Here is a 25,253-nt window from a genome sequence, read left to right as displayed (position 1 = left end):
CACGACCTGGTCTCACCCGTTCCACTGGAACGACCGCGTCTGGGGAACCACCGGCGGTGGCTGGAAGAAGGTGTGGCCCTGCGGCGGTGCGGTGGTGCCCCTGGGTTGTGATTGTTCGGTGGGCTGCTCTGTGGCGGGCTGTTCGGCCGTAGCCAGCGAGGTGTCGGCCGGCGGTGGCGAGGCGAGCGGGCTGCTGTGCCGGATCGGTGGGGCCGTCGACGTAATCTGTTGTGGCGCAACGGTCAGCGACGGCGTCCTCGTGGCGGATCCGGAGTGGCCGTGCGTCGCTGAGATGATGCCGACGGTCAGACCGGCCGCGGCCAGGAACAGTCCCGAGCCGACCGCGATCCGGCGACGAGCCGAACCAGGGGCCTTGGTCGCCCGGCGTCGTGGCGTCGCATCGATATGCAGTGGTACCAGCGAAATCGTCGCGCGGACAGTGGGCGAGACCTCCTCGGAAGGGTAGAGAGCCTGTGTCGCGGCCTCGGCGAGGGCCAGGCAGCTGGAATATCGCTCCTGCGGGGCCTTGGCCAGCGCGGTGGCGATCACAGCATCGAGTTCGGCCGGGAGTTCCGGTCGCACGTCGCGGGGCGCGGGCGGGGGCGCCGTCAGGTGTGCGCCGACCACCGCCGCTTGATCCTTGCGCGGGAACGGCGGTTGCCCGGTCAGCAGTTGGAACAGTGTGCAGCCCAGTGAGTAGATGTCGGCGCGATGATCGGAGTCCGCGCTGGTGAACCTCTCCGGTGCGGCGTAGGCGAAGCTCACGGCGATGCCGGACATAGTGACCGTGTCGTCGAGGGTGCGGGCGATGCCGAAATCGGTGAGCACCGCGCGCTCGCCATGGCGCTGATCGTTGTCGATCAGCAGATTCGCCGGTTTCACATCCCGGTGCAGCACACCCTGCGCATGCGCGTAATCCAGTGCCCGCGCGGCGTCGGCGAGTATCCGTATCGCCCGTGCGGGCGCCAGCCCGCCCGGATTGACGTCCAGCAGTGTGGCCACGTCACCGCCGTCGATATAGCGCATCGTCAACCACAGGGACGGATCGCCGGCAGGGCTACGATCGTAGACCGGGACGATATTCGGGTGATCGAGCCTCGCGGCGACGGCCGCCTCGCGGTCGAAGGCGGAGCGCGTCTTCGGATCCAGGCCGAAGGTTTCGGTGAGTACCTTCAGTGCCACCCGCCGTCCTAATCGCGGCTGCTGGGCCAGATACACCGTGCCCATACCACCCGCCCCGAGCATCCGCTCGACGGTGAATCCAGCAAATACAGCACCCGGCTGCAATCGCACTACGTCCCTCCCGATCACGCATGAGCCCCACCCCTGACAGTGTTGCGGACGTCACGAGAATCTAGCGCAATCGACGGCGCTCGTCGTCGCGGAATCAGTTGCGCGGGTAGTTCATCCAGAACGGCTCCCAGTGGTGGCCGTCCGGGTCGACGAAGGTGCGGCCGTACATTCCGACTTGGCGTTCCTGTGCGCGTTTGTCCGCGTCGATCTCCTCGGTGCCGCCGGCGCCCAGGGCGGCGCAGGTGAGATCGTCGACCTCGCGGGCGCTGCCGAGCGACAGCGCGTAGATCGATCCTGTCGTGCCGATGGTGTCGGCGATCGGGCGCCGGGTGAAGGTCTCGAAGAACGGCTTGATCAGCAGCATCAGGCAGATGTTGTCGTCGACCACCACGCATGCGGCGTTGTCGTCGGTGAAATTTCTGTTCACCGTCCACCCCAGCGCCTCGTAGAACCGCTTCGACCTGTCCAGATCATCCACAGGAAGGTTGACGAAGATCATCTTGCTGGCCATCGGCGATCCTCCACCCGGACAGACGAACGGTTGTCACGGATACCGACGATCCGAACGGCCGAAACTCATCGGATGATTGCGGATTTCGTTCAGGGCGCCAGGCCGCGCAGGATGACGGCGACGCCGCTGTGGAATTCGTCATCGGCGGACATGGTGTGCGCCTCGGTCGCGGTCTGTGCCAGGAGGGGGAATTCGTCGCCGGGGGCCTGCGCGAGCGTGGCGGTTCCGTAGCCGGTGATCGAGGCGTAGTGCTCGTTCTGCAGGAATCCGAGCAGAAAATCGATCATCGTGCGCTGGGCGACGACCCGGTCTCGGCCGGTGAATCCGGCGTGGGTCAGGACGGTCAGCATCGCCTCGATCCAGTGCATGGTCGGTGGCGATGCCTGGCGATGTTTCAGCGTCAGTGGTATCGCCGCGGGATGCGCCGAGGCGGTGACGCGGACGCGGTCGAGCAGGATCGCGGCACGCTCGCGCCAATCGGGATTCGGGGGGATCGACACGTCGAGCGGATCGAGAATCCGATTGGCGACCAGGATCTCCAATTGGTCGCGATCCGTGACGTATCGGTACAGCGCCATCGTGGCCATCCGCAGTTCCTTCGCGACCGACCGCATGGTGAGTGCGGACAGCCCGTCCCGATCGATCACCGTCAGGGCGGCGGCGGCGAGGTCGTCGGTGGTCAGCGAGCGGGGGCGCGGCATGGATTGACAGCGTACAAGATACGCGCATACTGGACGTAGGCGTACGGAGTACTCCTACGAAAGGGAAAAACATGTTGTCCACGGTGTCCGCCCGAGTTCTGACCACGATCGAGGGGGTCGAGGTGCCCATTCCCGATCCGGATCGCCTGATCCATCTGCAATTTCGCCGCTTCGCGGGTTGTCCGGTATGCAGTCTGCACCTACGTTCGATCGTGTCGCGTCATCGCGAGATCATCGGGGCCGGAATCACCGAGGTGGTCGTATTTCATTCCAGTGCAATGGAATTGCGAAAGTACACTGCCGACCTTCCGCTGCACGTGATCGCGGATCCGGACCATGTGCTGTATCGGGAGTTCGGCGTCGAATCCGGGGCTCAGGCACTGCTCGATCCGCACGCCTGGTCGGCCATCGCGCGCGGCGTAACGCAGGAGCTGCGGGCTGTGCGGTACGAGGCCCGGCCGATGCCACCCCGCAATCCGGAAGGCGGCAGATTCGGACTGCCCGCCGACTACCTGATCGCTTCCGATGGCAAGGTCCTGGCGGCCAAGCACGGCGCACATGCCGACGACCAGTGGTCGGTCGACGAACTGCTCACGCAGGTCCCAGCGGAACGGACGGTTCGATGAGCGCGCCCACCCCCGATCGCAATCCCTTGCGCACCGAAGCAGACCTCATCGACTTCCTGATCCGCTATCCCGAACAGATGGCGTTCGGGGACGACGAACCCGGCCACGTGATGGATCGCTGGTTCGCCCCCGGATTCACCTTCCGCAACGACGGTCTGCCACTGGAGCGACAGCGATTGATCGATCACGTCCGCCCGGCCCGCAGAAACGCCAGCACACTGCACGTCGACGTGCATGAGGCACTCCTCTCGGGCGACCGAATCTCCGCCCGCTACACCCTGGCCGCCACCATGCGCACCGGCGCCACGATCTCCACCGAGGTCTACCTGTTCGGCCGCCTCGCCGACGACGGCCGCATCAGCGCGATCGATCAATGCACCCGAACCGTGTCGTGATTTCCCGGCGCGGACTAATAGCGTTGCCCGGCCTCCTGCTCCATTCTCCGGCCGAAGAATGCGGGTTTCCGGCGAATGGGTCGGCAGAATGGAGCTCGAGGCCGGTTCTCGGTTGGGTCAGGTGGGCTTGGTCGCCGTGACTAGTCGGGTGGCGAGTAGGGGGCTGCCCCACCACATGTGTGGGCCGAGGTTGCGGCGGTGGATGTCGGTCAGTCCTAGTTCTTGCAGGCGGGTGGCGTATCGGGCGGTGTGGAGGAGGTCCGCGATGACTATGCGGCCACCCGGGCGTAGGACTCGGACGGCCTCGTCTATGGCGGCGCGACGGCCCTCGGCGGAGGGGATGTTGTGTACTACCAGGCTGCTGAGGATCAGGTCGAAGGTGTTGTCGGCGAACGGTAGTCGGGTGGTGATGTCGCCGGTGTGCAGTTCGATGCGGTCGGCCACGCCCTCGAGGTCGGCATTGCGCAGGGTGGCCTCGGGGCTGTTGCCGCTCTGGTCGGCGGTCCACAGATCGATGCCGACCGCCCGACCTCGGGGTAGCAGTTGGGCGACCGTGAGCAGCAGTGCACCGCGCCCGCAGCCGAGGTCCAGCACCTGTTCATCGCCGCGCAGCCGCAGGTTGCCGAGTATCCGCGCCCACACTCGGAACTTGCCGATCAGTGTCGTCCACAGATATGTGCCCTGGAAGAACATGAAAGCGAGTGTGAGTACGCCGATGATCACCCCGGTGATGAGCAGGCCTGCCGCGAGGGTCCACACCGTGGCCACGACGAGGGCAACGAGGATCGCGGCGACACCCGTGAGCACCCATCCTGCCGAAATCTTCTCGAAGTCCCCGTCGATCCCGTAATCGCCTTTGCGGCGGTGCAATTCGATTGTTACATCACTCATTGTCGCCTCGCGGTAGTGCTTTCTCGGTCGCGAATTTCGCGGAACGTCTTGTGTTGCCGGGGTATTCCGGAACGGCCGAATGCAGGTGCCCGCGCAGGAACCCGAGGATCTCCCGGCGCGCGGGCCGGGCGGCCGGGACCAGCTCGGGGGTGCTGAGGAATACGTGGGTGGCCCTCGGATAGCAGGACAGGCGGGCGTCGGTGCCGTCCTCGCGGAGCCGTTCGACGTAACGCCGTCCGTGATCGGCGACGGGATCCAATTCGGCGGTGACGACCAATGTCGGTGGCAGACCGCCGAGATCGTCGAACTTCAGCGGAGAGACGCTGCGCGGGTCGAGGTTCGGCGGCAGGCTCAGCCGCCGCGCGGCGCGCAACTTGGACAGCGGGAGCGTGGGGTTGTCGGCGTTCTCGGTGATCGACGGGTAGTCGGTCGCGGTGTCGGTCCAGTCCGTCGCCGGATAGTTCAGGACTTGGGCTCGCAGCGCCGGGCCGTCCGCACGGGCCCGCAGTGCGATGAGCGCCGCGATCATGCCCCCGGCGCTTTCACCCACGACCGCAACGGAATTCGGGTCGATGCCCCATGCAGCGGCCTCGTCGACCAACCGGACGAGCGTGTCGTAGCCGTCATCGACCGGCTCCGGTAGCGGATGCCGCGGGGCGAGGCGATACTCCACCGCGACGACCACCGCCGGGCAGCGCGCCGCGAGATGGCTGTTGAGCCAGTCGTTCTGCGCGGCGGTGCCACCGATGAATCCGCCACCGTGGAACGAGACGATCAGTGGCAGTGGATGGTTAGCGGTCTTCGGGCGGAGTACCCGCAGCGTCAGGCGGCGCCCGGGGAGGTCGATCGCCGTGCCGTCGATGCGGGCGTGCCGGTCCGGAAGCCCCGAGACGATCCGCGCGGCCCGCGAGGACGCCAGGCGATCGACCTTCTCGCGCTGGGCGATCAGGTGATCCTCGGTGATGGTCTCCCAGTCCGTGCCGTCCCTCAGGATGCGGGTGCGAAACGGAGCCTTGCTGGTCATCGTGGCCTCCGGGGACGGATGCCGGAATTCGTGTAAACGGACATATCTGTCAGGGTCGTCGCCGCGCGGGCGAAAGTATTGGAGAAATGTTCCGCGCCCACGAGCGATGCCCCGGTCACACTCGGCACGTGTGTGCGATTGCGGCCCAGGCTATGTCGTCGATCGACAGCCACGGTGCGTCCGCCACGGCAGTGGGTGTCATGCCGGCGAACGTCATGACGTCACGATTGAGGTGTGATTGATCGACGAAGCCACTGTCCGCCGCCACCGCAGCGACACGCTGGCCCGCGGCGAGACGATGCGCCACATGATCGAAACGAACCAGCGTCGCGGCGCGTTTGGGCGTGAGACCGATCTGGGAGCCGAAGCGGGACCACAGCCGCTTGCGGCTCCAGCCCACCTCGTCTGCCAGATGCTCGACCCGGACCTGTCCGCGGCTGGTCATGATCTGCCGCCAGACGTGGGCGACCTCCGGATCCACCGTCCGACCCGCGGCGCATCGCTCGAGGAGTGCGGCCCGCGCGATCGCGAACCGCTCGTCCCAGGATCCGGCGGCGTGCAACCGTTCCAGGATTCGCCCGGCCTCGCGCCCCCAGAGATCTTCGAGTGCGACCACCGACCCGCCCAACTCCGCACAGGCTCCCAGCGCCGCATGCGCGACCGGAGGGGACAGCCGCACCTGGAGCAGGTCGACATTGCGCCCGGATCCTCGGATTCCCGCGGGTGCGAGACCCATGGCGATGGCGCCGTGCCTGCGCTCGCCGCTGACGTCGTCGACCAGTACCGCGTCGCCGAAATCGAGGAATATCGTGAGTGCCGGATGGGGGACTATCCGAAGCTCGGCCGCCTGTGCTGCCTTGCTGTGAAACCCGGCCATACTCACCCCGGCCAGGCGAGTCGAGGGCGGCGGAGTGGCGATATCCACCGCCACTCCGGCCAGTAGCGCCGGGACGACAGGCATGCTGCCATGGTACGAGAGTGTGCGGACTAGCCGCCGGACGTTTGTACCGCCTCGGTGCGCGGAGAGTCGTCATTCTCGGCAGCGCCGCGCCGCGCCGCCCAGAGGAAGATCACGAGTCCGAGCAGTGTCAGTATCACCGCGCCGACCACGACCACCGGCCAGTGATGGTCGATGAACAGCGTCGAGCCGATCGCCGAGCCGGCGGAGATGCCCAGGAAGCGCAGCGTGAAGTAGAGGGTGTTCGACAGCCCTCGCGGTATCGCGGTGTCGGCGAAGATCGCGGATTGGTTGAGCACCTGATTCGACCACACGCCGACGTCGATGAATATCGTCGCGAGCACGGCGATCACGAGGGATCGCTCGCCCCACAGCAGGGGGATCCAGCCGACGACGATGAGGCAGCACACCACGATCTGCACCCGGCCGAGCCCGAAACGGTCGGCCAGATGGCCCGCGATCGGCGACATCGCGCCGGAGGCTCCGGCGACGATCCCGAACAGGCCGATCTGCGAGGACGTGAGGCCGTACCAGCTGGTGGAGAAGAAGGTGAGGCTGTTCCAGAACATGCCGAACGAGACGCCGACCAGCAGGCCCGACAGGCAGGTGAACAGTGTCGCGGGACGTTGAAGGAAGCGGGGAAGTCCGGCCAGTAACGCGACACCGGGGATCAACGCCGCACGGGAGCCACCGGGGATTCGCTTACTCGGCAGGGCAACCATCGCCAGCGCGCCGGATATCGCCGTCAGCACGCAGGAGATCGCGAATACGGCCGCCACCGACAGTGCGGAGGCGACGAGCCCGGAATAGAAGCGCGAGAACAGGATTCCCGCGAGCAGGCCGGACTGCAGCAGTCCGATCAGCTTGGAGCCGGCGTCGTCGAAGATGCCCACCGCGGCCGGGATGATGATCTGCGGTATCGGGCAGAACAGCCCGAGTACGCACCCGCCGACCACGAATACGGGCCACGATCCCGTCGCCGCCGCGATAGCCATGGCCGCCAGGCACGCTGTGCTGACCCCGATCAAGGGAAGCAGCAGCGAGCGGGCCCGGACGAGGTCGACGAGCGGCACGAAGACCGCGATCCCGATCGCGTAGGTGATCTGCATGGCGGATGCGAGGAATCCCGCCGAGCTGCCGGCCACGTGAAAGTGGTGTGCGGCCAGCACCGCGATGGGTTGCAGCAGGTAGATGTTGGCCGAGGTGATGCCGCAGCAGGCGGCCAGGATCGGGATCGCGGTCGCGCGCTGGATCATGGGCATCTCCGCACGCCGGCCAAGAGCAGATCCATCATCCTCCCGGCCTGTTCGCGCTCCTCGGGGCGGCCGCTGGCGAGCGCGATGCCGAGCAGACTGACGATCACGTCCTGCGCGAGGACGTCGTCCCGCAGTGTGCCGGAGGCGATTCCGGCGTCGAGGATGGGTTGTATCGCGGTGGACATTTCGGAGCGGGCCTCCGCGGCGGTGACCGCGCCCGAGGCGATGACCGCGCGCAGAGCGTCGGCCATCTCGCGTTTGGTCGCCATGTAGTCGGAAAAGCGGTCCATCCACGTGCGCAGGGCCACCGCCGCGTCGCCGGTGGCCGCGAGGTCGGCCGCCTCGTCGCAGAGGCGGCGGCGTTCGGTGCGGTAGACCGCCTCGATCAATGCCTCGCGGGTGGGGAAGTGCCGATAGAGGGTGCCGATGCCGACTCCGGCGTCTCGGGCGATGCCTTCGAGCGTCACCTTGCCGCCCAGTGCGAAAGCGTCGTGTGCGACTTCGAGCAGGCGTTGCCGATTGCGTTCGGCGTCCGCCCGCGCGGGTTTCGCGCCGCCGTTCCCGGTCGAGGTGGCGGCTACCGCAGGTTCGGCGGGTTCGTGGCTCGCTCTGCTGCCGCGTTTTCCGGTAGACAAGCGGAGGCTCCTCCGTTTCTGCTAGGGTGGTCGTTATACGGAGGCTCCTCCGAATAACTCTCGATTCCACTATCTCATCCAGAACGGGACCAAGCAGATGGCACGTCAGGAATCAGTCGCACCCGGTGGCACCGCGCTGCTCGGCGATCGTCGCGTCGCGCGCATCGGATTCGGCGCGATGCAGCTCGCCGACCATCACGGCCGCACCTACGACAAGCAGGTGGCCACCGCCATCCTTCGCCGCGCTGTCGAGCGAGGCGTGACCAATATCGACACCGCCCAGTTCTACGGAGCGGGGGTGGTCAACGACCTGATTCGCTCGGCGCTCTCGCCGTATCGCGAGGACTTGGTGCTGGCTACCAAGGTCGGCGCGGTCTACGACGAGGCCGCACGCCTGCTGGCCGCTCAGCAGCCCCGTCAGCTGCGTGAACAGGTGGAGGACAACCTGGCGGCGCTGAATACCAGCACCCTGGGCGTGGTCAACCTGCGCCGTGCGGACATGCCGCCGGGCATCACCGCCGAGGGTGACCAGATCGTCGACCTGGACGATCAGCTGGCCGAGCTGATCTCGCTGCGTGACGAGGGCAAGATCGCGGGAATCGGCCTGAGCCACGTCTCCGTCGATCAGCTGCGCCGCGCCCTGCCCGCCGGAATCGTCTGCGTCCAGAATATGCACAACATGCTCGATCGCACGTCCGAGCCCGTTCTGGACCTGTGCCGCACCCAGGCCATCGCCTGGGTCCCGTACTTCCCCCTCGGCTCGGCCTTCGAGGGCATTCCCAAGGTCACCGACCACCCGGCCGTCCGCGAGGCCGCCATCGCCCTCGGTGCGACCCCCGCCCAGATAGGCCTGGCCTGGGAGTTGGCCCACTACCCGGGCACCCTCCTGATCCCCGGCACCTCCAACCCCGACCACCTCGACGAAAACCTCGCCGCCGGAAACGTCGTCCTCCCACCGGAACTACTGGAGACACTCGAAAACTTGTAGAGCGAGCATCATTCGGCCGGATTCACCGAGCACGAGCCAGGGGCGAACACACGGGGCGAGGACGTATCGGCGAGGGCCCGAGCCGGAGACTGGCTCGATAGCGAACGGCCGCACCGAATCCGGGCCGAGCCGGTCGGTACGGCAGTTCGCAGTCACTGTGAAATCGTCTGTGTCAGTGGCTTTCCGCCAGCTGCGCGCCGAGGGCGCGCAGGTGGTCGGTGGCGCCGCCGAGGGCGAACTCGTTGTGTTTGGCGGCGGTGAAGAACTGATTGACGATGTTGTCGCGGTCGATGCCCACACCGCCATGGATGTGCACGACGGTGTGGGCCACGCGGTGGCCCGCCTCGGCGGCCCAGAACTTGGCGGTGTGGATCTCGGAGGTGGCGGGCAGGCCCTCGGACAGCAGCCAGGCGGCCTGCTGGACGGCAAGGCGTACGCCCTGGACGTCGATGTAGCCGTCGGCCAGGCGCTGGGCCACGGCCTGGAAGCTGCCGATCTTCTTGTTGAACTGCTCGCGCTCGCGGGCGTATTCGGCGACCAGTTCCAGGCCCTTCTCCAGGACACCGAGCTGATGGGCGGCCAGGCCCAGCCAGGCGCGCTCGAGCAGCCAATTCAGGATCTCCGGGCCCTGTTCCAGGGTGCCGACCAATTCCGCCGGGGTACCGGAGAATTCGACCTCGGCCTCGGGGGAGCGGTCGGTGACGACCTGATCGGTGATGCGCGCCGAGGCGTCGGACGGATCGACCAGGAATACCGCGGCCTGGCCGGATACCGTGGCGGGCACCAGGATTCGCGAGGCTTGGCGGGCGAACGGCACGGTGATCTTGAGCCCGGTGATCCGCCAGCCGCCGTCCTGCGCGGCCGTGGTGACCGGCTTGTCCGGCTCCCAGTTGCGCTCCTCGGTCAGCGCGACGGTGAGAACCTTCGCGCCCGAGGCGGCCTCGGCGGCCACGGCGCGCTGAGCGTCGGATCCGAACCGCGCCAGCGCATCCGCGCCCAGCACGATCGACCACAGGTAGGGCACCGGCACGGCCGCCTTGCCGAGCTCACGCAGGATCGCGGTCTGCTCGAGCACGCCGAGGTCGCTGCCGCCCACCGACTCCGGCAGCGTCGCGGCCAGCACGCCGGTCTCGGCCAGGGAGCTCCACAGCGTCTCGTCGAAGCGCACGGTCGGGTTGCCGGAGGAATCGGTGTTCTTGTCCAGTTCGCGCAGCCGGTCGGCGGTGACCAGCTTGCCGGTCACCTCGGCGGTGAGCCTTGCCAGATCCTGCTGCGCTTCGGTGTGAGTGAAATCCATTGTCGCTACCTATCTTTCAACGCGCGGCGGCCGGCTGCTTCAGGGCGGTCATCGCGATGATGTCGCGCTGCACCTCGTTGGTGCCGCCGCCGAAGGTGAGGATCAGGCAGGCGCGGTGCATGCGCTCGAGCCGTCCGCGCAACTGCGCGCCGGCCGAGTCCTGGCGCAGATATGCCTGCGGGCCGAGGATTTCCATCAAGGTCCGGTACGCCTCGGTGGCCAGTTCGGTGCCCAGCACCTTGCAGGTGGAGGCATTCCACGGCTTGGGCGCCGAATCGCCGCCCGCGTCCGCACCGGACGCGATCTCCCAGTTCAGCAGCTTGAGGTATTCGACCTTGGCGTGCACCCGGGCCAGATTCAGGCGCACCCACTCGTTATCGATGATGCGCCCGCCGCCGGCGTCCTTGTTGTTCTTGGCCCAGTCCAGGGTCTGTGCCACCGCCATCTGCAGCGGCGCGGCCGAGGTCAGCGCGACCCGCTCGTGGTTGAGCTGGTTGGTGACCAGGGGCCAGCCGCCGTTCTCCGGGCCGACCATATCCTTGTGCGGGATGCGGACGTCCTGGTAGTAGGTGGCGCTGGTGTCCGGACCGGCCATGGTGTGCACCGGAGTCCAGGAGAAGCCCTCGGCCGTGGTCGGCATGATGAACATGCTGATGCCCTTGTGCTTCTTGGCGGTCGGATCCGTCCGCGCGGCCAGCCAGACGTAGTCGGCGTACTGGATGAGGCTGGTCCACATCTTCTGGCCGTTGACGACCCAGTCGTCGCCGTCGCGCACGGCCGAGGTGCGCAGCGAGGCCAGGTCGGTGCCCGCGCCGGGCTCGGAGTAGCCGATGGAGAAGTGCAGCTCACCCGCGGCGATCTTGGGCAGGAAGAAGCTCTTCTGCTCCTCGGTGCCGTAGTGCATGATCGTCGGCGCGACGGAGTTGATGGTCAGGAACGGCACCGGGGCCCCGGCGATGGCGGCCTCGTCGGTGAAGATCAGCTGATCCATCGTCGAGCGATCCTGCCCGCCGTACTGCTTGGGCCAGCCGAGCGCGAGCCAGCCGTCCTGGCCCATCTGGGCGACGACCTCGCGGTAGACGTTGCCCTCGCCGTACTCGCCGGTCTGCGAAGACAGCGCCGCGCGTCGCTCCGGAGTGATCAGCTTCGCGAAATATTCGCGCAGCTCGGCACGCAACTGTTCCTGTTGCGGGGTATACGCAATACGCATCGCCGTAACCTCGTCGTTCCCTCGATAGCCAGCCGGTATGGGCTAGGCAGTTGTCCTGATCATTGCATAAATACTGAAACATGTTCCAGTATGGACGTCGAACCCGGCCATCACAGCCCTGAGTGCCGGGACCGGCTTGTAGGCTCGGCGGTAGCCGTCGTTAAGGAGTTTCTCTGATGAAGATCGTGGTTGATTTCGATCAGTGCGAGGCCAACGGAATCTGTGTCGGATACGCCCCCGACGTGTTCGAACTCGATGACGAGGACAACCTGCACGTCTCGGCCGACGACGTACCCGCCGACCGGCTGGACGATGTGCGGACCGCCGTGGCCCAGTGTCCGAAGGCCGCACTGAAGCTTCAGTGAACAGATGCTTGCCGATAACTGGAACACGTTCTAGAGTCGCCGTGTGAGTGAAACGGATCTGACCCTGGCTGGCAAAGCGGCGATCGTGACGGGCGCTGGCGCCGGGCTGGGGCGGGCGGAGGCGCTCGCCCTGGCTGCCGCCGGGGCCTCGGTCGTCATCAACGACCTGGCCGAAAATGATGCCGTCGCAGCTACTCTCGCCGAAATTCGGGCCTTGGGCGCCAAGGCCGAATTCGTCGCAGGGAGTATTGCGGAACGAGCCACCGCCGACGCCTTGATTCGCACCGCGGATGAGACGTTCGGTGCCGTGGACATCGTTGTGAACAATGCTGGAATTGTTCGCGATAGAATCCTTTTTAATCTGTCCGATGAGGATTGGGACGCGGTTATCGCCGTTCACCTGCGCGGACATTTTCTGTTGTCGCGCAACGCCGCCGCCTACTGGCGCGGCAAATCCAAGGAATCCGGTGCGCCGATCTATGGTCGATTGATCAACACCTCGTCCGAGGCGGGCCTGCTCGGACCTGTCGGGCAGGCCAACTACGGTGCGGCCAAGGCGGGTATCACCGCGCTGACGCTGTCGGCATCGCGCGCTTTGTCGCAATATGGCGTGCGCGCCAACGTCATCTGCCCGCGTGCGCGCACCGCGATGACCGAGAAGGTCTTCTCCGACGCACCGGAAGGCGGCGTGGACCCGCTGTCTCCGGATCATGTGGCACGTTTGGTCGCCTACCTGGCCTCCCCGGCCTCCGAGGCGATCAACGGGCAGGTATTCGTGGTCTACGGGCCGATGGTCGCGCTGATGGCGGCTCCCGTGGTGGAGCGGCGGTTCGACGCCGCGGGCGCGGAATGGGCGCCCGCGGACCTGGCCGACACGCTCGGCGGCTATTTCGCCGAAGCGCCTGTGGGGCGTACCTTTTCCGCGTCCTCACTCAACGAACTCGGGTAAGTAAGTCACAAGCTGTTGCTCGAGTTGGTTGATCGGCAGTCTCCCAGTTGGTAGACATGGTGATCGACGGTGTCCGGTCACATTTGTCTTAAACGGGCAGAACTCCATACGCCGTATGAACACGTTCCAACTTGCGTTCACTGTTTTGCGAGAAAGAGCAGTTCGAAATTGCCGAATGGGTGCTCGACAATGCAGTGAACGTGTTCTAGTCTTCCACTGGACCGGCGGGTGAGACCGCCGTCACAAGCTACACATGCTCGGCAGGGCGAGGAGGGAATCGGGAATGAACGAGGTTCTTGCCGTGCCGTTGCGAGCGGTCGGCGGGTTCTTCGAACTCACCGCCTCGGTGGCCAAAGCCATCTTTCGGCCACCATTTCAGCATCGTGAATTCGTCGACCAGTCATGGTTCATCGCCCGAGTTTCCATCGTTCCGACCCTGTTGGTCGCGATACCGTTCACCGTGTTGGTGAGCTTCACCCTCAACATCCTGCTGCGCGAGATCGGCGCCGCCGACCTGTCCGGCGCGGGTGCGGCATTCGGCACGGTGACCCAGGTGGGCCCGATCGTGACGGTGCTGATCGTCGCCGGGGCCGGCGCCACCGCGATCTGCGCGGACCTCGGCGCCCGCACCATCCGCGAGGAGATCGACGCGATGAAGGTGCTGGGCATCGACCCCATCCACCGGCTCGTCGTGCCGCGGGTGCTGGCATCGATGTTCGTCGCGGCACTGCTCAACAGCCTGGTCTGCCTGATCGGCATCGGCGGCGGCTTCCTGTTCTCGGTCTTCCTGCAAGGAGTGAATCCCGGCGCGTTCGTCAATGGCATCACGCTGCTGACGCATCTGCCGGAGCTGATCATCGCCGAGGTCAAGGCCACCCTGTTCGGCCTGTCGGCCGGGCTGATGGCCTGCTATCTGGGGTTGAACGTCCGGGGTGGTCCCAAGAGCGTCGGCGACGCGGTCAACCAGACGGTTGTGTTCTCCTTCATGGTCCTGTTCGTACTGAACGTCGTGGTCACGGCGGTCGGCATCAAGTTCTCGGTGCGGTGAACCCATGTCCTTCGTGATCCACGCCCGCTTCCCGCGTACTGTTCGACGAGTGCGCCGCATGTCCGAGTCGCTCGACAGCATCGGACGGCAGGCGCTGTTCTACGCCGAATCGCTGGGCGCGGTGCCCAAGGCGCTCATCCACTATCGGCTCGAGACCATCCGGCTGGTCGCCGAGATCAGCATGGGCACCGGCGCATTGGCCGTGATCGGCGGCACCGTGGTGATCGTCGGATTCCTCACCCTGTTCACCGGCGGCACCATCGCGGTGCAGGGCTACAGCTCCCTGGGCAATATCGGCGTCGAGGCGCTGACCGGCTTCTTCGCCGCCTTCATCAACGTGCGCATCGCCGCGCCGGTGATCTCGGGCATCGGCCTGGCGGCCACCATCGGCGCCGGTGCGACGGCACAGCTGGGCGCGATGCGGGTGGCCGAGGAAATCGACGCCCTGGAGGTCATGGCGATCCGGCCGGTGCCGTTCCTGGTCGGCACCCGGGTGCTGGCGGGCATGATCGCGATCATCCCGCTGTACTCGCTCGCTGTGATCGCCTCGTTCGTCGCCAGCCGCTTCGCGACTGTGGTGATCTACGGGCAGTCGGCCGGTGTGTACGACCACTACTTCTCGACGTTCCTGATTCCCAGCGACATTCTCTGGTCGTTCGTACAGGCGATCTTCATGGCCCTGGCGGTCATGATGATCCACACCTACTACGGCTATCACGCATCGGGCGGTCCGGTCGGTGTCGGTGTCGCGGTGGGTAACGCGGTGCGCACCTCCCTGGTCGCGGTGGTGACGGTGACCCTGCTGGTCTCGCTGGCCATCTACGGCACCTCCGGCAATTTCCATCTCTCCGGGTAGGCGGTATGGCTCGCAATAAACTCGTCGAAACAGGCGGCGCCGGAAAGATGTTCGGCGCCGGGTGGGGCGTGAAGCTCGCCGGGCTGGGCTTCGTGCTGAGTCTGGCCGCTGTGGTCGCGGTCGCGCTGACCATGTTCGCGGGCGGGTTCACCAGCACCCGGGCCGTGTACATCGACTCGCCGCGTGCGGGTTTGGTGATGGACCGCGACGCCAAGGTCGAGATGCGCGGCGTGCAGATCGGCACGGTCTCCTCGATCTCGTTCACCGGCGACAGCGCGCGCCTGGCGCTGGCGATCAATCCGGATCAGCTGAAGCTGGTGCCCGCCAACGCCGGTGTGGATATCCGCTCCACCACTGTATTCGGCGCGAAGTACGTGAATTTCACGGTGCCACAAGATCCCTCGGCGGACCACCTGCAACCGGGCGCGACGCTGAGCGCGAACCATGTGACCGTCGAATTCAACACGCTGTTCCAGCATTTGACCGACGTGCTGGGCAAGATCGAGCCGTCGAAGCTGAACGCGACGCTCACCGCGCTGGGCACCGGACTGCAGGGCCGCGGCGACGAGCTGGGCCAGCTGATGTCCACTGGCGATCAGTACCTGAAGGACATCAACCCGAGCCTGACCGACTTGCAGAACGACCTGCGGACCAGCGTCGGGGTGACGAACCTGTACGCCGACACCGTGCCGGATCTGTTGCGCACCACCGACAACGCCGCGGTCACGAGCAAGACGATCGTGAACCGGAAGGACGATCTGGACGCGGTGCTGCTCAACCTGACCGGGCTGGTGAACACCACCGAGCCGATCCTGCGACAGAACCAGCAGCCGCTGGTGACCGCGCTGGATCTGCTGCGGCCCACCCTGTCTCTGCTCAACGAATACAACCCGGCGTTGAGCTGCCTGGTCGTCGGCGTGGCCAACGCGCTGCCGGTGGCGAACAAGGTCTTCGGCGGCCAGGGCCCCTGGGTGAACCTGAACGCCAGTTTCATGCCCGGCGGCACGCCGTACCAGTACCCGAAGGACCTGCCGAAGGTGAACGCCACCGGCGGCCCGCGCTGCGACAACATCCAGAACCGCACGCCCGGCAGCCACTCCAACTACCTGGTCACCGACACCTCGCAGGGTGAGGTGTGGACCCCGTCGCTGAACTCACACTTCAACGGAGACAGGGTGTTCCAGATATTGTTCGCCGGACTGCCGGGGGTGGGCAAGTGAGGTTCAAACCCCGCGCCGTCACGGTCAAGCTGACGCTGTTCGCCGTGGTCATGATCGTGGTCCTGGGATTCCTCGCGGTCGTCTTCAGCCAGATGCGTTTCGCCAGCGCGACAACGTATCACGCGATCTTCACCAACTCCTCGGGCATGCTGCCGGGTTCGAAGGTGCGCATCGCCGGAGTGCCGGTGGGATCGGTGAAGCGGGTCTCGGTGGGCAAGGATCATCTGGCCCACGTCGACTTCTCGGTGGACAACCAGTACCCGCTCTACGACAGCACCCGCGCGACGATCCGCTACGAAAACCTCGTCGGCGACCGGTACATGGAGCTGATGGACGGTCCGGGCGACGCGAAGCGGCTGTCGGACAACGCCACCATCGGCGTCGATCACACCACGCCGGCACTGGACCTGGACCTGCTGCTCGGCGGCTTCAAACCACTGCTGCGCGGCCTGGACCCCAAGCAGGTCAACGACCTGACCAATGCGCTGCTGCAGGTGTTCCAGGGGCAGGGCGGCACGCTGGTCGCGCTGTTGAACAGCTCGGGCTCGTTCACCAAGACCCTCGCCGACCGGGACGCCCTGATCGGCAGCGTGATCAACAACCTGAACACCGCGCTGGCCACGATCGACAGCCGGAACAAGGATTTCGACACCACGCTGACCGAATTGCAGCGGTTGATCAGCGGCCTGGCCGCGGACCGGGATCCGATCGGCGACGCGCTGCCGCGCCTGGCCGGTGCGACCGGTGACCTCGACAGCCTGCTGAGCGAGGCCCGCCCGGACCTGAAGAACGATTTCGACCAGCTCGGTCGCCTGTCGGGCAACCTGGACGACCGCACCGACGATGTGCAGTGGGTGCTGGACCGGTTGCCCGACACCTACAAGCAGCTGGTCCGGCTCGGCTCCTACGGCTCGTTCCTGAACATGTACGTGTGCGGGACGAACTTCCTGATCGACGGTCCGAACGGTAAGCCGATGCATGTCAACCTGCCCGGTTTGCAGACGACCGGAAGGTGCGCCCCGAAGTGAACGAACGACGCAACCCACTGATCGACGTCGGCATCGTCGGTATCGTCCTGGCGGTCGCGATCGCGCTGTCCGCCTTGCAATTCCAGAAACTGCCGTTCATCCGCAGCGGCGCGGAGTTCAGCGCCTTTTTCGCCGACGCCGGTGGGCTGTTACCTGGTGACCAGGTCCAGGTCGCCGGGGTGCGCTCGGGTGAGGTGGAAACCGTCAAACTGGACGGCGCCAAGGTGAAGGTGAAGTTCTCCCTGGACGAGTCGATCGTGCTGGGCGACAGCACCTCCGCGCAGATCAAGACCAACACCGTGCTCGGCCGCCGGTCGCTCGAGGTGATCCCGTCCGGGGAGGGCGCGCTGCGGCGCGACGACACGATCCCGTTGGAGCGCACCACCTCCCCGTACTCGCTGCAGGACGCGCTCGGCGGCCTGGCCACGACGGTGCAGGGACTGGACACCGATCAGGTCAACAAGACCCTGGACACGCTCTCGCAGGCCTTCTCACAGACGCCCGCGCCGCTGCGATCGGCCCTGGACGGCGTCACGGCCCTGTCCCGCAGCCTCAACGCCCGTGACAAGGCCCTGATCGATCTGCTCGGACACGCACAGGACGTGACCAAGGTGCTGGCCGATCGCGCGGACCAGATCAACGCGCTGCTGCTGGACGGCAACAACCTGCTCGGCGAACTCGACGCCCGCCGCACCGCGTTGAGCCAGCTGATCGTGTACGTCAACGGATTGGCCCAGCAGCTCACCGGATTCGTCCAGGACAACGAGGCCTCGCTGAAACCCGATCTGGACAAGATCAATCAGCTGCTGGCCCTGCTGCAGAAGAACAAGGACCAGCTCGGCAAGGCCCTGGACGCCCTCGGCCCCTTCACCGGCGCCCTGGGCGAACAGGTCGGCAGCGGCCCGTACTTCCAGGCCTACGTGTCGAACGCGACGAGTATGACGCTGCATCCGCTGGTGGACGCGCTGGTGTGGCCGCAGCATGTGCCGCAGTCGTTCCTGAAGTATCTGAACACCCCGCCGCTGAGCGTCGGTCCCTCCATCCAGGAGCCTCCGCGATGAACGCATTGAGTACCGTGCGCAAGGTCCCGCGCTGGGCGCGCTATATCGCCGTGGCGCTGGTCGTCGCGCTGGCCGGCTGGGTCGCGTACAGCGCGGTGGAGAACATCGGGAAAACCCACATCACGGCGTACTTTCCGTCTACCACGGGCATCTACAACGGCGACGACGTGCGGGTGCTGGGCGTGAAGGTCGGCGTGATCGACTCGATCGATCCGGGCAAGGACGACGTCAAGGTGACGATGACCGTGGATCGCGGCATCACCATCCCGGGTGACGCCAAGGCCGTGATCATCGCGCCCTCGCTGGTGTCGGCGCGATTCGTCCAGCTCGCCCCCGCCTACACCGGCGGGCCGAAGATGCACGACGGCGCGGTGATTCCGATCGAGCACACCGCGGTGCCGGTCGAATGGGACGACATCAAGGCCGAACTGTCCAAGTTGTCGAAGGCTCTCGGCCCGACGGTGCAGGATCCGCAGGGTTCGTTCGGGCGTTTCGTGAACACCGCGCAGAGCAATCTCGCGGACGGTAACGCGCAGGCGTTCCGGGATACGCTCACCGAGTTGTCCCACACGCTCGGCACGTTGTCCGACGGGCGAACCGACCTGTTCGGCACGATTCGCAATCTGCAGCAGTTCGTGGACGTGCTGTCCAAGAGCAACGATCAGATCGTGCAGTTCGGCGGGCGTTTGGCCTCGGTATCGCAGGTGCTGGACGGGGTCTCGGGCGATCTGGGGCAGGGGCTGGACAATCTGGACACCGCGGTGGCCGATGTGCAGCGATTCCTGCAGGAGCGCGGTCCGGGGCTCACCGAGAGCGTGCAGCGGCTGGCCGACGTCACACAGCTACTCGTGGACAAGAAGTCCGACGTCGAGCGCGTCCTGCATTCGGGCCCGGTGGCACTGAACAACTTCTATCAGATCTACAAGCCCGCCCAGGGCTCGCTGACCGGTGCGGTCGTCCTGGACAACTTCGCCAACCCGTTCGCGTTCCTGTGCGGCTCGGTCGAGGCGCTCGAGGACAACGATTCGCAGAGGTCCGCGGACCTCTGCAAGCAGTACGTCGCGCCGGTGATACAGAAGCTGATGATGAATTACCCACCGCTGCTGTTGAATCCGGCGTCCGGGCAGGGTGCGTTCCCCAGCCAGCTGACCTACAGCACGCCGTCTCTGGCGGGCCGCCTGGCCGCGCAGCCGCTCGCGGGTAACGTCTCCAGCAACGCGGTGACCGTGCCCAACGGCATTGCGGGCCTGGCCCTTCCGGGAGGTGGGCACTGATGCGCGTTCGTCGGAAGATCGCCGGGGCGGCGATCGGCCTGGTGCTGGCGCTGGGCGTGACAGGCTGTCAGTGGGACGGGCTGAACTCGTTGCCGATGCCGGGTACGGCCGGGACGGGGCAGGGTTCCTGGCAGGTGCGCATCCAGATGCCGAATGTGACCACCCTGACCCGCAATTCACCGGTCATGGTGGATGACGTCACGGTCGGCACGGTCACCGACATTCAGGTCGAGGGCTGGCACGCACTGGTCACCATCGGCCTGAACAAGGGGGTGAAGCTGCCCGCCAACGCGATCGCGCGCATCGGGCAGACCAGCCTGCTGGGCAGCAACCACGTCGAACTGGCCGCGCCGCAGCCGCCCACGACCCCCGAGGGCGAGTTGCGCAACGGCGACGAGATCCCGCTGGATCGGGCCGGTGACTACCCGACCACCGAGCAGACACTGTCCTCGCTGTCGGTGGTGCTCAACGGCGGCGGCATCTCCCAGCTCGAGACCATCACGCACGAACTGGACACCGCCTTCCACGGCCGGACCGACGCGATCCGCGACCTGCTGCCGCAATTGGCCCAGCTGACAAGCACTCTCAACGGCCAGACCTCGGACATCATCAACGCGATGAGTGGTCTGGACCGTCTCGCGGGCGTGCTCGCGCAGCAGAAGGACGCGGTGACCACCGCGATCACCCAGATCCATCCCGCGCTGACGGTGCTGGCCGATCGCCGCGCGAACATCACCAAAACCATTACCGCGCTGGGCAGTCTGAGCGATGTGGTGCAGCAGATCATCCAGCAGGGCGGTGACAACCTGAAGGCGGATCTGGCGAATCTCGGTCCGACACTGAAGTCTTTGGCCGACACCGGTGGCAAACTCGCGGATTCGCTGCAGATCCTGCTGACCTTCCCGTTCCCGTTGAAGAATCTGAACAACGCGCTGCGGGGCGACTATCTGAATCTGCTGATGACGGTCGACATGACCGGTGCGCGTCTGGATTCCAACTTCCTGACCGGGACCCCGCTCGGCGGCCGGTTCGGCGGCGTGGAGGGCGCACTGGGCTCTATCGCCCCGAATACCGCGCTGGGCAAGGGGGATCCGGTCACCGGACCGCTGAACATCCAGCCGCCCGCGCCCGCCACCCCGGCGCCGAAGCCGAGTATTCCCGGGCTGCCGCCGATTCCGGGCCTGCCCGCCATTCCGGGACTCACCGTGCCCGGCGCGTCACAGGGAGGCGCCCGGTGAAACTCACCCGATTCGTCCGGACCCAGCTGGTCGTCTTCTCGATCCTGACCGTGATCGGCCTGGTCGTGATGGCCGGCAGCTACGTACACCTGCCCGCGATGTTCGGCATCGGCCGGTACAACGTCACCGTGAAACTCGCGGCGACCGGCGGTCTGTACCCGACGGCCAACGTGGCGTATCGCGGCACCAATATCGGCAAGGTCAGCAGTGTCCAGTTGACCCCGCAGGGCGTGGACGCGCATCTGTCGATCAACAGCGACTACAAGGTGCCCAGCGACGTCGAGGCGTATGTCAAGAGCGTCTCGGCGATCGGCGAACAGTACGTCGACCTGGTTCCGGTCCAGAATCCGCAGGGCGGCAACCTGTACAACGGCTCGGTGATTTCGGTCGAGCGCACCCAACTGCCGCAGGATGTCGGCGCGATGCTCGATCAGGCCGACCGGCTGCTGTCCACCATCCAGGACACCAAGCTGCGCGAGCTGATCGATGACGCGTTCACCGCGTTCAACGGTGCGGGCCCGGACCTGCAGAAGTTCATCGACTCGGCCTCGCTGCTGGTGCAGGAGGCGCAGAAGAACACCGGACCCACCAAGGATCTGCTGAACAAGATCGGGCCACTGCTGGATACGCAGAACCAGTCGGCCGATTCGATCCGGACCTGGACCCATGATCTGTCGGTCGTCACCGATCAACTGCGCCGGCACGATCCGTCGCTGAACCAGCTGTTGCAGCGCACACCGGCTGCCGCACAGCAGGTGAGCCAGACGTTCCAGGACCTGCGACCGACCCTGCCCATCCTGCTGTCCAACCTGGTCAGCACCGGGCAGACCGCCGTCACGTATCACGCTGGGCTGGAACAGATCCTGGTGATCTATCCGCAGATGATCTCGGCGCTGCTCACCGTCGTGCGCGGGCCGGCCGAATACGGCGCGATGGTGGACTTCATGCTCGGTCTGAACGATCCGCCGGGCTGCATCACCGGTTTCCTGCCGCCGTCGCAGTGGCGCTCGCCGGCGCTCGTAGACACCCCGCCAACACCGGACAACCTGTACTGCAAGGTCCCGCAGAACGCCAAGGAGGCGGTGCGCGGTATCCGCAACACCCCGTGCCAGGATCATCCGGGTAAGCGCGCGCCGACTCCGGAGCTGTGTGACGACCCGCGCGGCTATGTGCCCGAGGGCAACAATCCGCCCTTCGGCCCCCCGCAGCCGGTGGCCTCGGGCGGCGCCGCGCCGCAGCCGGGCGGTATGCATCCGGCGGCGTTCGAGAACAGGAGCTACGACACGGCAACCGGAACCTTCACCGGACCCGATGGCCGGACCTACCGAGAGGGCGATGTCAAGCCGGGTGGTTCGGGCACGGTAGCGTCCGGGTGGCAGGCGATGCTCGAGGAGCAGCAACAATGAGTGAACCGACACCACCTACAGCAGGGCGGACACGGCGGCGCGCGAGCCGCGGGGCCGGGCCTGTCGACGCATACGACCAGGTCGGCGCGACCACCGGAGAATCGGCGGCCGTCACCCCGGAGCGTGCCGATACGGGGACTACCGGGACCGCGGCCGAGGCGAAGGCTGATCCGAAGACCGGCGCCGAAGCGGTGGTCACGGCGAAGTCCGCGACCGCGCCGGCTGGTACGAAAGAGTCCACCGCCGTGACCGCCGATGCCGAGCGGACAGCGAAGCTCGATTCGGCCGCGAAGAAAGACATCGGCGCCGCGAAGAACGACACCGGTGCAGCGGCTGCGTCCACCGATCCGAAGACGAAGGCCGCCGAGCCGGTCGACGCGGACACCGAATCCTCGGAAACCGCCGCATCCCGCACGCTCCACCCTCTCGAATGGGCCGCCGTCGCGGTCGTCGCGGTCTCGCTGATCGCGTTGATCGTGTCGGGCGGTTTCTATATCCACCACAGCAACAGCGCCGAGGCGCTGTCCTCTCAGCGCACGCAATACGTCCAGACCGCTAAACAGGCAATCCTGAACCTGACCAATATCAAGGACGACACCGCCCAGCAGGACATCGACCGCGTGCTGTCGGTTGCCTCGGGCGATCTAAAGGCCGAATACTCCCAGCAGAAGGACGCGTACGCGCAGGTCGTGCAGCAGGCCAAGGTGAAGGCCAGCGGCCAGGTGATCGAGGCGGGCATCGAGAGCCAGGGCGACGACGCCGCGACGGTGCTCGTCGCGGCCAAACAGACCCTGACCAACGCGGGTGATGCCCAGCCGCAGGATCGGTACTACCGCTTCCGGGTCACGGTGAACCGCGCCGATGACGGCACCGTCACCGCGTCGAAGGTGGAGTTCGTGGCATGAGAAACAAACGTTCTACGATCCTGTTCGCCGTCGCCGGAGTGCTGCTCATCGCGGCCGTGGCCTTCGGGGCGTTCACCGGATATCGGTACTGGTCCGATCGTCAGGCCGAGAACGCGCGCGCGGCATCGGTCGACGCCGCCCGCCACACGGTCGCGGCCATGTTCACCTACGACTTCAAGACCGTCGACACCGCGTTGCCCAAGGCCGCCGACAATCTGACGCCGTCGTTCCGGGCCGACTACCTGAAGCTGATCAACCAGGCCATCGCCCCGGGCGCCAAGCAGAAGCAGTTGACCGTGCAGGCCACCACCACGGCGGCGGGCGTGGTCTCGGCCGATCGGTCGCACGCGGTGGTGCTGGTGTACCTGAATCAGGTGACGACCAGCAAGGATTCGCCGCAGGGCGTGGTGACGCCGAGCCGCGTGCGCGTCGCGCTCGACGACGACGGCGGCCACTGGCTTGTGTCCCAGGTCACACCGATCTGATCGCCGCAGCTCCCGTGGCCGACGCGCCGACGTCGAGCGCGGCGGTAGGGAAAAATACTCTTGTCGTCCTCGCGCATCCGCCCCTACCGTTGAGGAAGTGTTCCGGGGTGGGGAGGATTTCCAGGATCCGTTCCGTCCGTGCGCGTCTTTTGAACGGGTGCGGCGGAATCCGGGGTGGCGGCGGGATTGGCGAGCGGATTCGCCGTCCCGGCGGAGGCCAGGACCGGGAGTCGGAGGGCGCGCGGCACAACCGGACGTTTCCGGGGGTCGTTCCGGTAGTGCGCCCGGGCGGTGGACCCGCCTCGGAACACTGTATGCCGAGCTCAGCTCGAGGGATCCACGTCCAGATCACTGAGTAGCGCGCTGCCCGCGACGCGATCCTGTGCCAACGCGTCCAGAAACGCCCTCGCCCAACGGTCCACGTCATGGGCGAGCACCTGACGCCGCAGCGCGCGCATGCGTCGGCGGCGCACATCGGCGTCGTCGGTGATCGCGGCGATGATGGCGTCCTTCACGCTGTCCAGGTCGTGCGGGTTGCACAGATACGCTTGCCGCAATTCGGCTGCGGCGCCGGTGAATTCGCTGAGCACCAGTGCTCCGTTGAGGCCGCTGTGGCTGGCCACGTACTCCTTGGCGACCAGGTTCATACCGTCGCGCAGCGGTGTCACCAGCATCGCGTCGGCGGCGACGAAGAAGGCCAGCAACTCGTCGCGCGGGATCGGCCGGTGCAGATAGTTCACGACCGGATATCCGACCCGCCCGTATTCGCCGTTGATGCGGCCCACCTGGCGTTCGATATCGCCGCGCATCTGGATGTAACTGTCCACGCGTTCGCGGCTCGGGGTGGCCAACTGCACCATCGCGGTGTCGGCCGGGTCGATGCGGCCCTCGGCGAGCAGCTCCTCGAGCGCGGCGAGGCGGATGTCGATGCCCTTGGTGTAGTCCAAGCGATCCACGCCCAGCAGAATGTGTTTGGGATTACCCAGTTCCGCGCGGATCTGTGCCGCGCGCTCGCGTACCGTGCGCCGCCGGGACTGCTCGTCGAGTTCGGCCGAGGCGATGGAAATCGGGAAGGCGCCCACCCGGACGGTCCGGAAACCCACCTGTACCACACCGAGTTTCGAGCGCACGCCGACCGTGCCGCGCGAGGTCGGTTGTCCGGCAAGGCGTCTGGCCAGGTAAAGGAAGTTCTGCGCACCGCCGGGCAGATGGAAGCCGATCAGGTCGGCACCGAGCAGACCCTCCACGATCTCGGTCCGCCAGGGCATCTGCATGAACAGCTCGACCGGCGGGAACGGGATGTGCAGGAAGAAGCCGATGGTCAGATCCGGGCGCAGCATGCGCAGCATCTTGGGCACCAGTTGCAGCTGGTAGTCCTGCACCCAGACCGTCGCCCCCTCGGCGGCCACCTTCGCGGTGTGCTCCGCGAAACGGCGGTTGACCTCGACATATGCGGCCCACCAGTGGCGCCGGTACTCCGGACGCACGATGACGTCGTGATACAGCGGCCACAGGGTGGCGTTGGAGAACCCCTCGTAGTAGTCGGCGACCTCGGTGGCCGTCAGCGGTACCGGATGCAGCTCGAGTCCGTCCTGGACGATCGGATCGACATCCACATCGGGTACCCCGGCCC

26 protein-coding genes are annotated in these 25,253 nt (G+C 66.3%); 15 read left to right on the top strand and 11 right to left on the bottom strand.

All coding sequences use genetic code 11. From position 1 onward, the window contains the following. Nucleotides 1-12: 12 nt before the first annotated feature. The 3 genes from JZ791_RS27610 to JZ791_RS27600 all read right to left on the bottom strand — a co-directional run bounded on the left by JZ791_RS27610 (nucleotide 13) and on the right by JZ791_RS27600 (nucleotide 2,505). Nucleotides 13-1,293, bottom strand: a complete 1,281-nt coding sequence (locus JZ791_RS27610) for a serine/threonine-protein kinase (protein ID WP_216898199.1) — start codon at nucleotides 1,291-1,293, stop codon at nucleotides 13-15. A gap of 94 nt (nucleotides 1,294-1,387) precedes the next feature. Then, the gene (locus tag JZ791_RS27605; protein WP_216898198.1) at nucleotides 1,388-1,804 is read right to left on the bottom strand and encodes a VOC family protein; all 417 of its coding nucleotides are present in this window, start codon (nucleotides 1,802-1,804) and stop codon (nucleotides 1,388-1,390) included. An 89-nt stretch (nucleotides 1,805-1,893) separates the two neighbouring features. Then, entirely contained in the window at nucleotides 1,894-2,505 is a 612-nt protein-coding gene (locus JZ791_RS27600; protein WP_216898196.1) for a TetR/AcrR family transcriptional regulator, read from the bottom strand. Nucleotides 2,506-2,576: 71 nt separating this feature from the next. On the opposite strand from JZ791_RS27600, the gene JZ791_RS27595 reads away from it, so the two are divergent. Continuing rightward, nucleotides 2,577-3,131, top strand: coding sequence for a peroxiredoxin-like family protein (locus tag JZ791_RS27595; protein ID WP_216898194.1), 555 nt, complete (start codon nucleotides 2,577-2,579; stop codon nucleotides 3,129-3,131). Then, entirely contained in the window at nucleotides 3,128-3,526 is a 399-nt protein-coding gene (locus tag JZ791_RS27590; protein WP_216898192.1) for a nuclear transport factor 2 family protein, read from the top strand. The genes JZ791_RS27595 and JZ791_RS27590 overlap by 4 nt, the downstream gene beginning before the upstream one ends. Nucleotides 3,527-3,643: 117 nt before the next feature. Here JZ791_RS27590 and JZ791_RS27585 read toward each other — a convergent pair whose 3' ends face one another. The 5 genes from JZ791_RS27585 to JZ791_RS27565 all read right to left on the bottom strand — a co-directional run bounded on the left by JZ791_RS27585 (nucleotide 3,644) and on the right by JZ791_RS27565 (nucleotide 8,164). Continuing rightward, the gene (locus tag JZ791_RS27585; RefSeq protein WP_216898223.1) at nucleotides 3,644-4,396 is read right to left on the bottom strand and encodes a class I SAM-dependent methyltransferase; all 753 of its coding nucleotides are present in this window, start codon (nucleotides 4,394-4,396) and stop codon (nucleotides 3,644-3,646) included. Nucleotides 4,397-4,409: 13 nt separating this feature from the next. After that, entirely contained in the window at nucleotides 4,410-5,441 is a 1,032-nt protein-coding gene (locus tag JZ791_RS27580) for an alpha/beta hydrolase (RefSeq protein WP_216898190.1), read from the bottom strand. A 115-nt stretch (nucleotides 5,442-5,556) separates the two neighbouring features. Next, nucleotides 5,557-6,402, bottom strand: coding sequence for a helix-turn-helix domain-containing protein (locus JZ791_RS27575; RefSeq protein WP_216898188.1), 846 nt, complete (start codon nucleotides 6,400-6,402; stop codon nucleotides 5,557-5,559). A gap of 26 nt (nucleotides 6,403-6,428) precedes the next feature. Next, a complete protein-coding gene (locus JZ791_RS27570; RefSeq protein WP_216898186.1) occupies nucleotides 6,429-7,655 on the bottom strand; it encodes an MFS transporter in 1,227 nt (408 codons plus the stop codon). Then, nucleotides 7,652-8,164 (bottom strand): TetR/AcrR family transcriptional regulator, encoded by a 513-nt coding sequence (locus JZ791_RS27565; protein ID WP_254206408.1) that lies wholly within the window; start codon nucleotides 8,162-8,164, stop codon nucleotides 7,652-7,654. Before JZ791_RS27565 ends, JZ791_RS27570 begins: the two co-directional genes overlap by 4 nt. Before the next feature lie 223 nt (nucleotides 8,165-8,387). Between JZ791_RS27565 and JZ791_RS27560 the strand changes: the two genes are divergently transcribed. Further along, entirely contained in the window at nucleotides 8,388-9,278 is an 891-nt protein-coding gene (locus tag JZ791_RS27560) for an aldo/keto reductase (protein ID WP_216898182.1), read from the top strand. A 172-nt stretch (nucleotides 9,279-9,450) separates the two neighbouring features. Here the strand turns inward: JZ791_RS27560 and JZ791_RS27555 are convergent, their stop codons facing one another. After that, the gene (locus JZ791_RS27555; RefSeq protein WP_216898180.1) at nucleotides 9,451-10,575 is read right to left on the bottom strand and encodes an acyl-CoA dehydrogenase family protein; all 1,125 of its coding nucleotides are present in this window, start codon (nucleotides 10,573-10,575) and stop codon (nucleotides 9,451-9,453) included. Between the two features lie 16 nt (nucleotides 10,576-10,591). Then, the gene (locus JZ791_RS27550) at nucleotides 10,592-11,785 is read right to left on the bottom strand and encodes an acyl-CoA dehydrogenase family protein (RefSeq protein WP_216898178.1); all 1,194 of its coding nucleotides are present in this window, start codon (nucleotides 11,783-11,785) and stop codon (nucleotides 10,592-10,594) included. Between the two features lie 176 nt (nucleotides 11,786-11,961). On the opposite strand from JZ791_RS27550, the gene JZ791_RS27545 reads away from it, so the two are divergent. The 12 genes from JZ791_RS27545 (at nucleotide 11,962) to JZ791_RS27490 (ending at nucleotide 23,620) form a co-directional block, all read left to right on the top strand. Next, nucleotides 11,962-12,150 carry a ferredoxin gene (locus tag JZ791_RS27545; protein WP_216898176.1) on the top strand — a complete coding sequence of 63 codons (189 nt, stop codon included), beginning with the start codon at nucleotides 11,962-11,964 and terminating at the stop codon, nucleotides 12,148-12,150. A 43-nt stretch (nucleotides 12,151-12,193) separates the two neighbouring features. Further along, nucleotides 12,194-13,099, top strand: a complete 906-nt coding sequence (locus JZ791_RS27540; protein ID WP_216898174.1) for a 3-oxoacyl-ACP reductase — start codon at nucleotides 12,194-12,196, stop codon at nucleotides 13,097-13,099. Between the two features lie 283 nt (nucleotides 13,100-13,382). Continuing rightward, nucleotides 13,383-14,147 (top strand): MlaE family ABC transporter permease, encoded by a 765-nt coding sequence (locus JZ791_RS27535; protein ID WP_216898172.1) that lies wholly within the window; start codon nucleotides 13,383-13,385, stop codon nucleotides 14,145-14,147. A 4-nt stretch (nucleotides 14,148-14,151) separates the two neighbouring features. Continuing rightward, complete coding sequence (locus JZ791_RS27530; protein ID WP_216898170.1) at nucleotides 14,152-15,003, top strand: MlaE family ABC transporter permease; 852 nt, start codon at nucleotides 14,152-14,154, stop codon at nucleotides 15,001-15,003. 5 nt (nucleotides 15,004-15,008) lie between these two features. Further along, on the top strand, nucleotides 15,009-16,223 hold the full coding sequence (locus JZ791_RS27525) for an MCE family protein (RefSeq protein ID WP_254206403.1): 1,215 nt from the start codon (nucleotides 15,009-15,011) through the stop codon (nucleotides 16,221-16,223). Next, entirely contained in the window at nucleotides 16,220-17,251 is a 1,032-nt protein-coding gene (locus JZ791_RS27520) for an MCE family protein (protein WP_216898169.1), read from the top strand. Before JZ791_RS27525 ends, JZ791_RS27520 begins: the two co-directional genes overlap by 4 nt. Beyond that, on the top strand, nucleotides 17,248-18,312 hold the full coding sequence (locus tag JZ791_RS27515) for an MCE family protein (RefSeq protein ID WP_216898167.1): 1,065 nt from the start codon (nucleotides 17,248-17,250) through the stop codon (nucleotides 18,310-18,312). Before JZ791_RS27520 ends, JZ791_RS27515 begins: the two co-directional genes overlap by 4 nt. Beyond that, nucleotides 18,309-19,586: an MCE family protein gene (locus JZ791_RS27510; protein WP_216898165.1), complete on the top strand. Its 1,278-nt coding sequence runs from the start codon at nucleotides 18,309-18,311 to the stop codon at nucleotides 19,584-19,586. Before JZ791_RS27515 ends, JZ791_RS27510 begins: the two co-directional genes overlap by 4 nt. Continuing rightward, nucleotides 19,586-20,824 (top strand): MCE family protein, encoded by a 1,239-nt coding sequence (locus JZ791_RS27505; RefSeq protein ID WP_216898163.1) that lies wholly within the window; start codon nucleotides 19,586-19,588, stop codon nucleotides 20,822-20,824. The genes JZ791_RS27510 and JZ791_RS27505 overlap by 1 nt, the downstream gene beginning before the upstream one ends. Beyond that, nucleotides 20,821-22,230 (top strand): MCE family protein, encoded by a 1,410-nt coding sequence (locus JZ791_RS27500; protein ID WP_216898162.1) that lies wholly within the window; start codon nucleotides 20,821-20,823, stop codon nucleotides 22,228-22,230. The genes JZ791_RS27505 and JZ791_RS27500 overlap by 4 nt, the downstream gene beginning before the upstream one ends. 245 nt (nucleotides 22,231-22,475) lie before the next feature. Next, the gene (locus JZ791_RS27495) at nucleotides 22,476-23,135 is read left to right on the top strand and encodes an Rv1363c family protein (protein WP_216898160.1); all 660 of its coding nucleotides are present in this window, start codon (nucleotides 22,476-22,478) and stop codon (nucleotides 23,133-23,135) included. Further along, a complete protein-coding gene (locus JZ791_RS27490) occupies nucleotides 23,132-23,620 on the top strand; it encodes an Rv1363c family protein (RefSeq protein ID WP_216898158.1) in 489 nt (162 codons plus the stop codon). Before JZ791_RS27495 ends, JZ791_RS27490 begins: the two co-directional genes overlap by 4 nt. A 323-nt stretch (nucleotides 23,621-23,943) precedes the next feature. On the opposite strand, the gene JZ791_RS27485 is transcribed toward JZ791_RS27490, so the two are convergent. Continuing rightward, a partial coding sequence (locus JZ791_RS27485; protein WP_216898156.1) for an alpha,alpha-trehalose-phosphate synthase (UDP-forming) occupies nucleotides 23,944-25,253 on the bottom strand: 1,310 nt, incomplete at its 5' end.

This window comes from Nocardia alni (genome assembly GCF_019038435.1).
GTDB lineage: Bacteria > Actinomycetota > Actinomycetes > Mycobacteriales > Mycobacteriaceae > Nocardia > Nocardia alni.
Note: the sequence above shows the minus strand (reverse complement) of the source record. Positions and strands in the feature narration are given on the sequence as shown.

Excerpts from the sequence above, each read along its gene's own strand:
- JZ791_RS27605 (WP_216898198.1), bottom strand. The coding sequence starts at position 1,804 with ATGGCCAGCAAGATGATCTTCGTCAACCTTCCTGTGGATGATCTGGAC.
- JZ791_RS27600 (WP_216898196.1), bottom strand. The coding sequence starts at position 2,505 with ATGCCGCGCCCCCGCTCGCTGACCACCGACGACCTCGCCGCCGCCGCC.
- JZ791_RS27595 (WP_216898194.1), top strand. The coding sequence starts at position 2,577 with ATGTTGTCCACGGTGTCCGCCCGAGTTCTGACCACGATCGAGGGGGTC.
- JZ791_RS27590 (WP_216898192.1), top strand. The coding sequence starts at position 3,128 with ATGAGCGCGCCCACCCCCGATCGCAATCCCTTGCGCACCGAAGCAGAC.
- JZ791_RS27580 (WP_216898190.1), bottom strand. The coding sequence starts at position 5,441 with ATGACCAGCAAGGCTCCGTTTCGCACCCGCATCCTGAGGGACGGCACG.
- JZ791_RS27575 (WP_216898188.1), bottom strand. The coding sequence starts at position 6,402 with ATGCCTGTCGTCCCGGCGCTACTGGCCGGAGTGGCGGTGGATATCGCC.
- JZ791_RS27570 (WP_216898186.1), bottom strand. The coding sequence starts at position 7,655 with ATGATCCAGCGCGCGACCGCGATCCCGATCCTGGCCGCCTGCTGCGGC.
- JZ791_RS27560 (WP_216898182.1), top strand. The coding sequence starts at position 8,388 with ATGGCACGTCAGGAATCAGTCGCACCCGGTGGCACCGCGCTGCTCGGC.
- JZ791_RS27555 (WP_216898180.1), bottom strand. The coding sequence starts at position 10,575 with ATGGATTTCACTCACACCGAAGCGCAGCAGGATCTGGCAAGGCTCACC.
- JZ791_RS27550 (WP_216898178.1), bottom strand. The coding sequence starts at position 11,785 with ATGCGTATTGCGTATACCCCGCAACAGGAACAGTTGCGTGCCGAGCTG.
- JZ791_RS27545 (WP_216898176.1), top strand. The coding sequence starts at position 11,962 with ATGAAGATCGTGGTTGATTTCGATCAGTGCGAGGCCAACGGAATCTGT.
- JZ791_RS27535 (WP_216898172.1), top strand. The coding sequence starts at position 13,383 with ATGAACGAGGTTCTTGCCGTGCCGTTGCGAGCGGTCGGCGGGTTCTTC.
- JZ791_RS27530 (WP_216898170.1), top strand. The coding sequence starts at position 14,152 with ATGTCCTTCGTGATCCACGCCCGCTTCCCGCGTACTGTTCGACGAGTG.
- JZ791_RS27525 (WP_254206403.1), top strand. The coding sequence starts at position 15,009 with ATGGCTCGCAATAAACTCGTCGAAACAGGCGGCGCCGGAAAGATGTTC.
- JZ791_RS27510 (WP_216898165.1), top strand. The coding sequence starts at position 18,309 with ATGAACGCATTGAGTACCGTGCGCAAGGTCCCGCGCTGGGCGCGCTAT.
- JZ791_RS27505 (WP_216898163.1), top strand. The coding sequence starts at position 19,586 with ATGCGCGTTCGTCGGAAGATCGCCGGGGCGGCGATCGGCCTGGTGCTG.
- JZ791_RS27490 (WP_216898158.1), top strand. The coding sequence starts at position 23,132 with ATGAGAAACAAACGTTCTACGATCCTGTTCGCCGTCGCCGGAGTGCTG.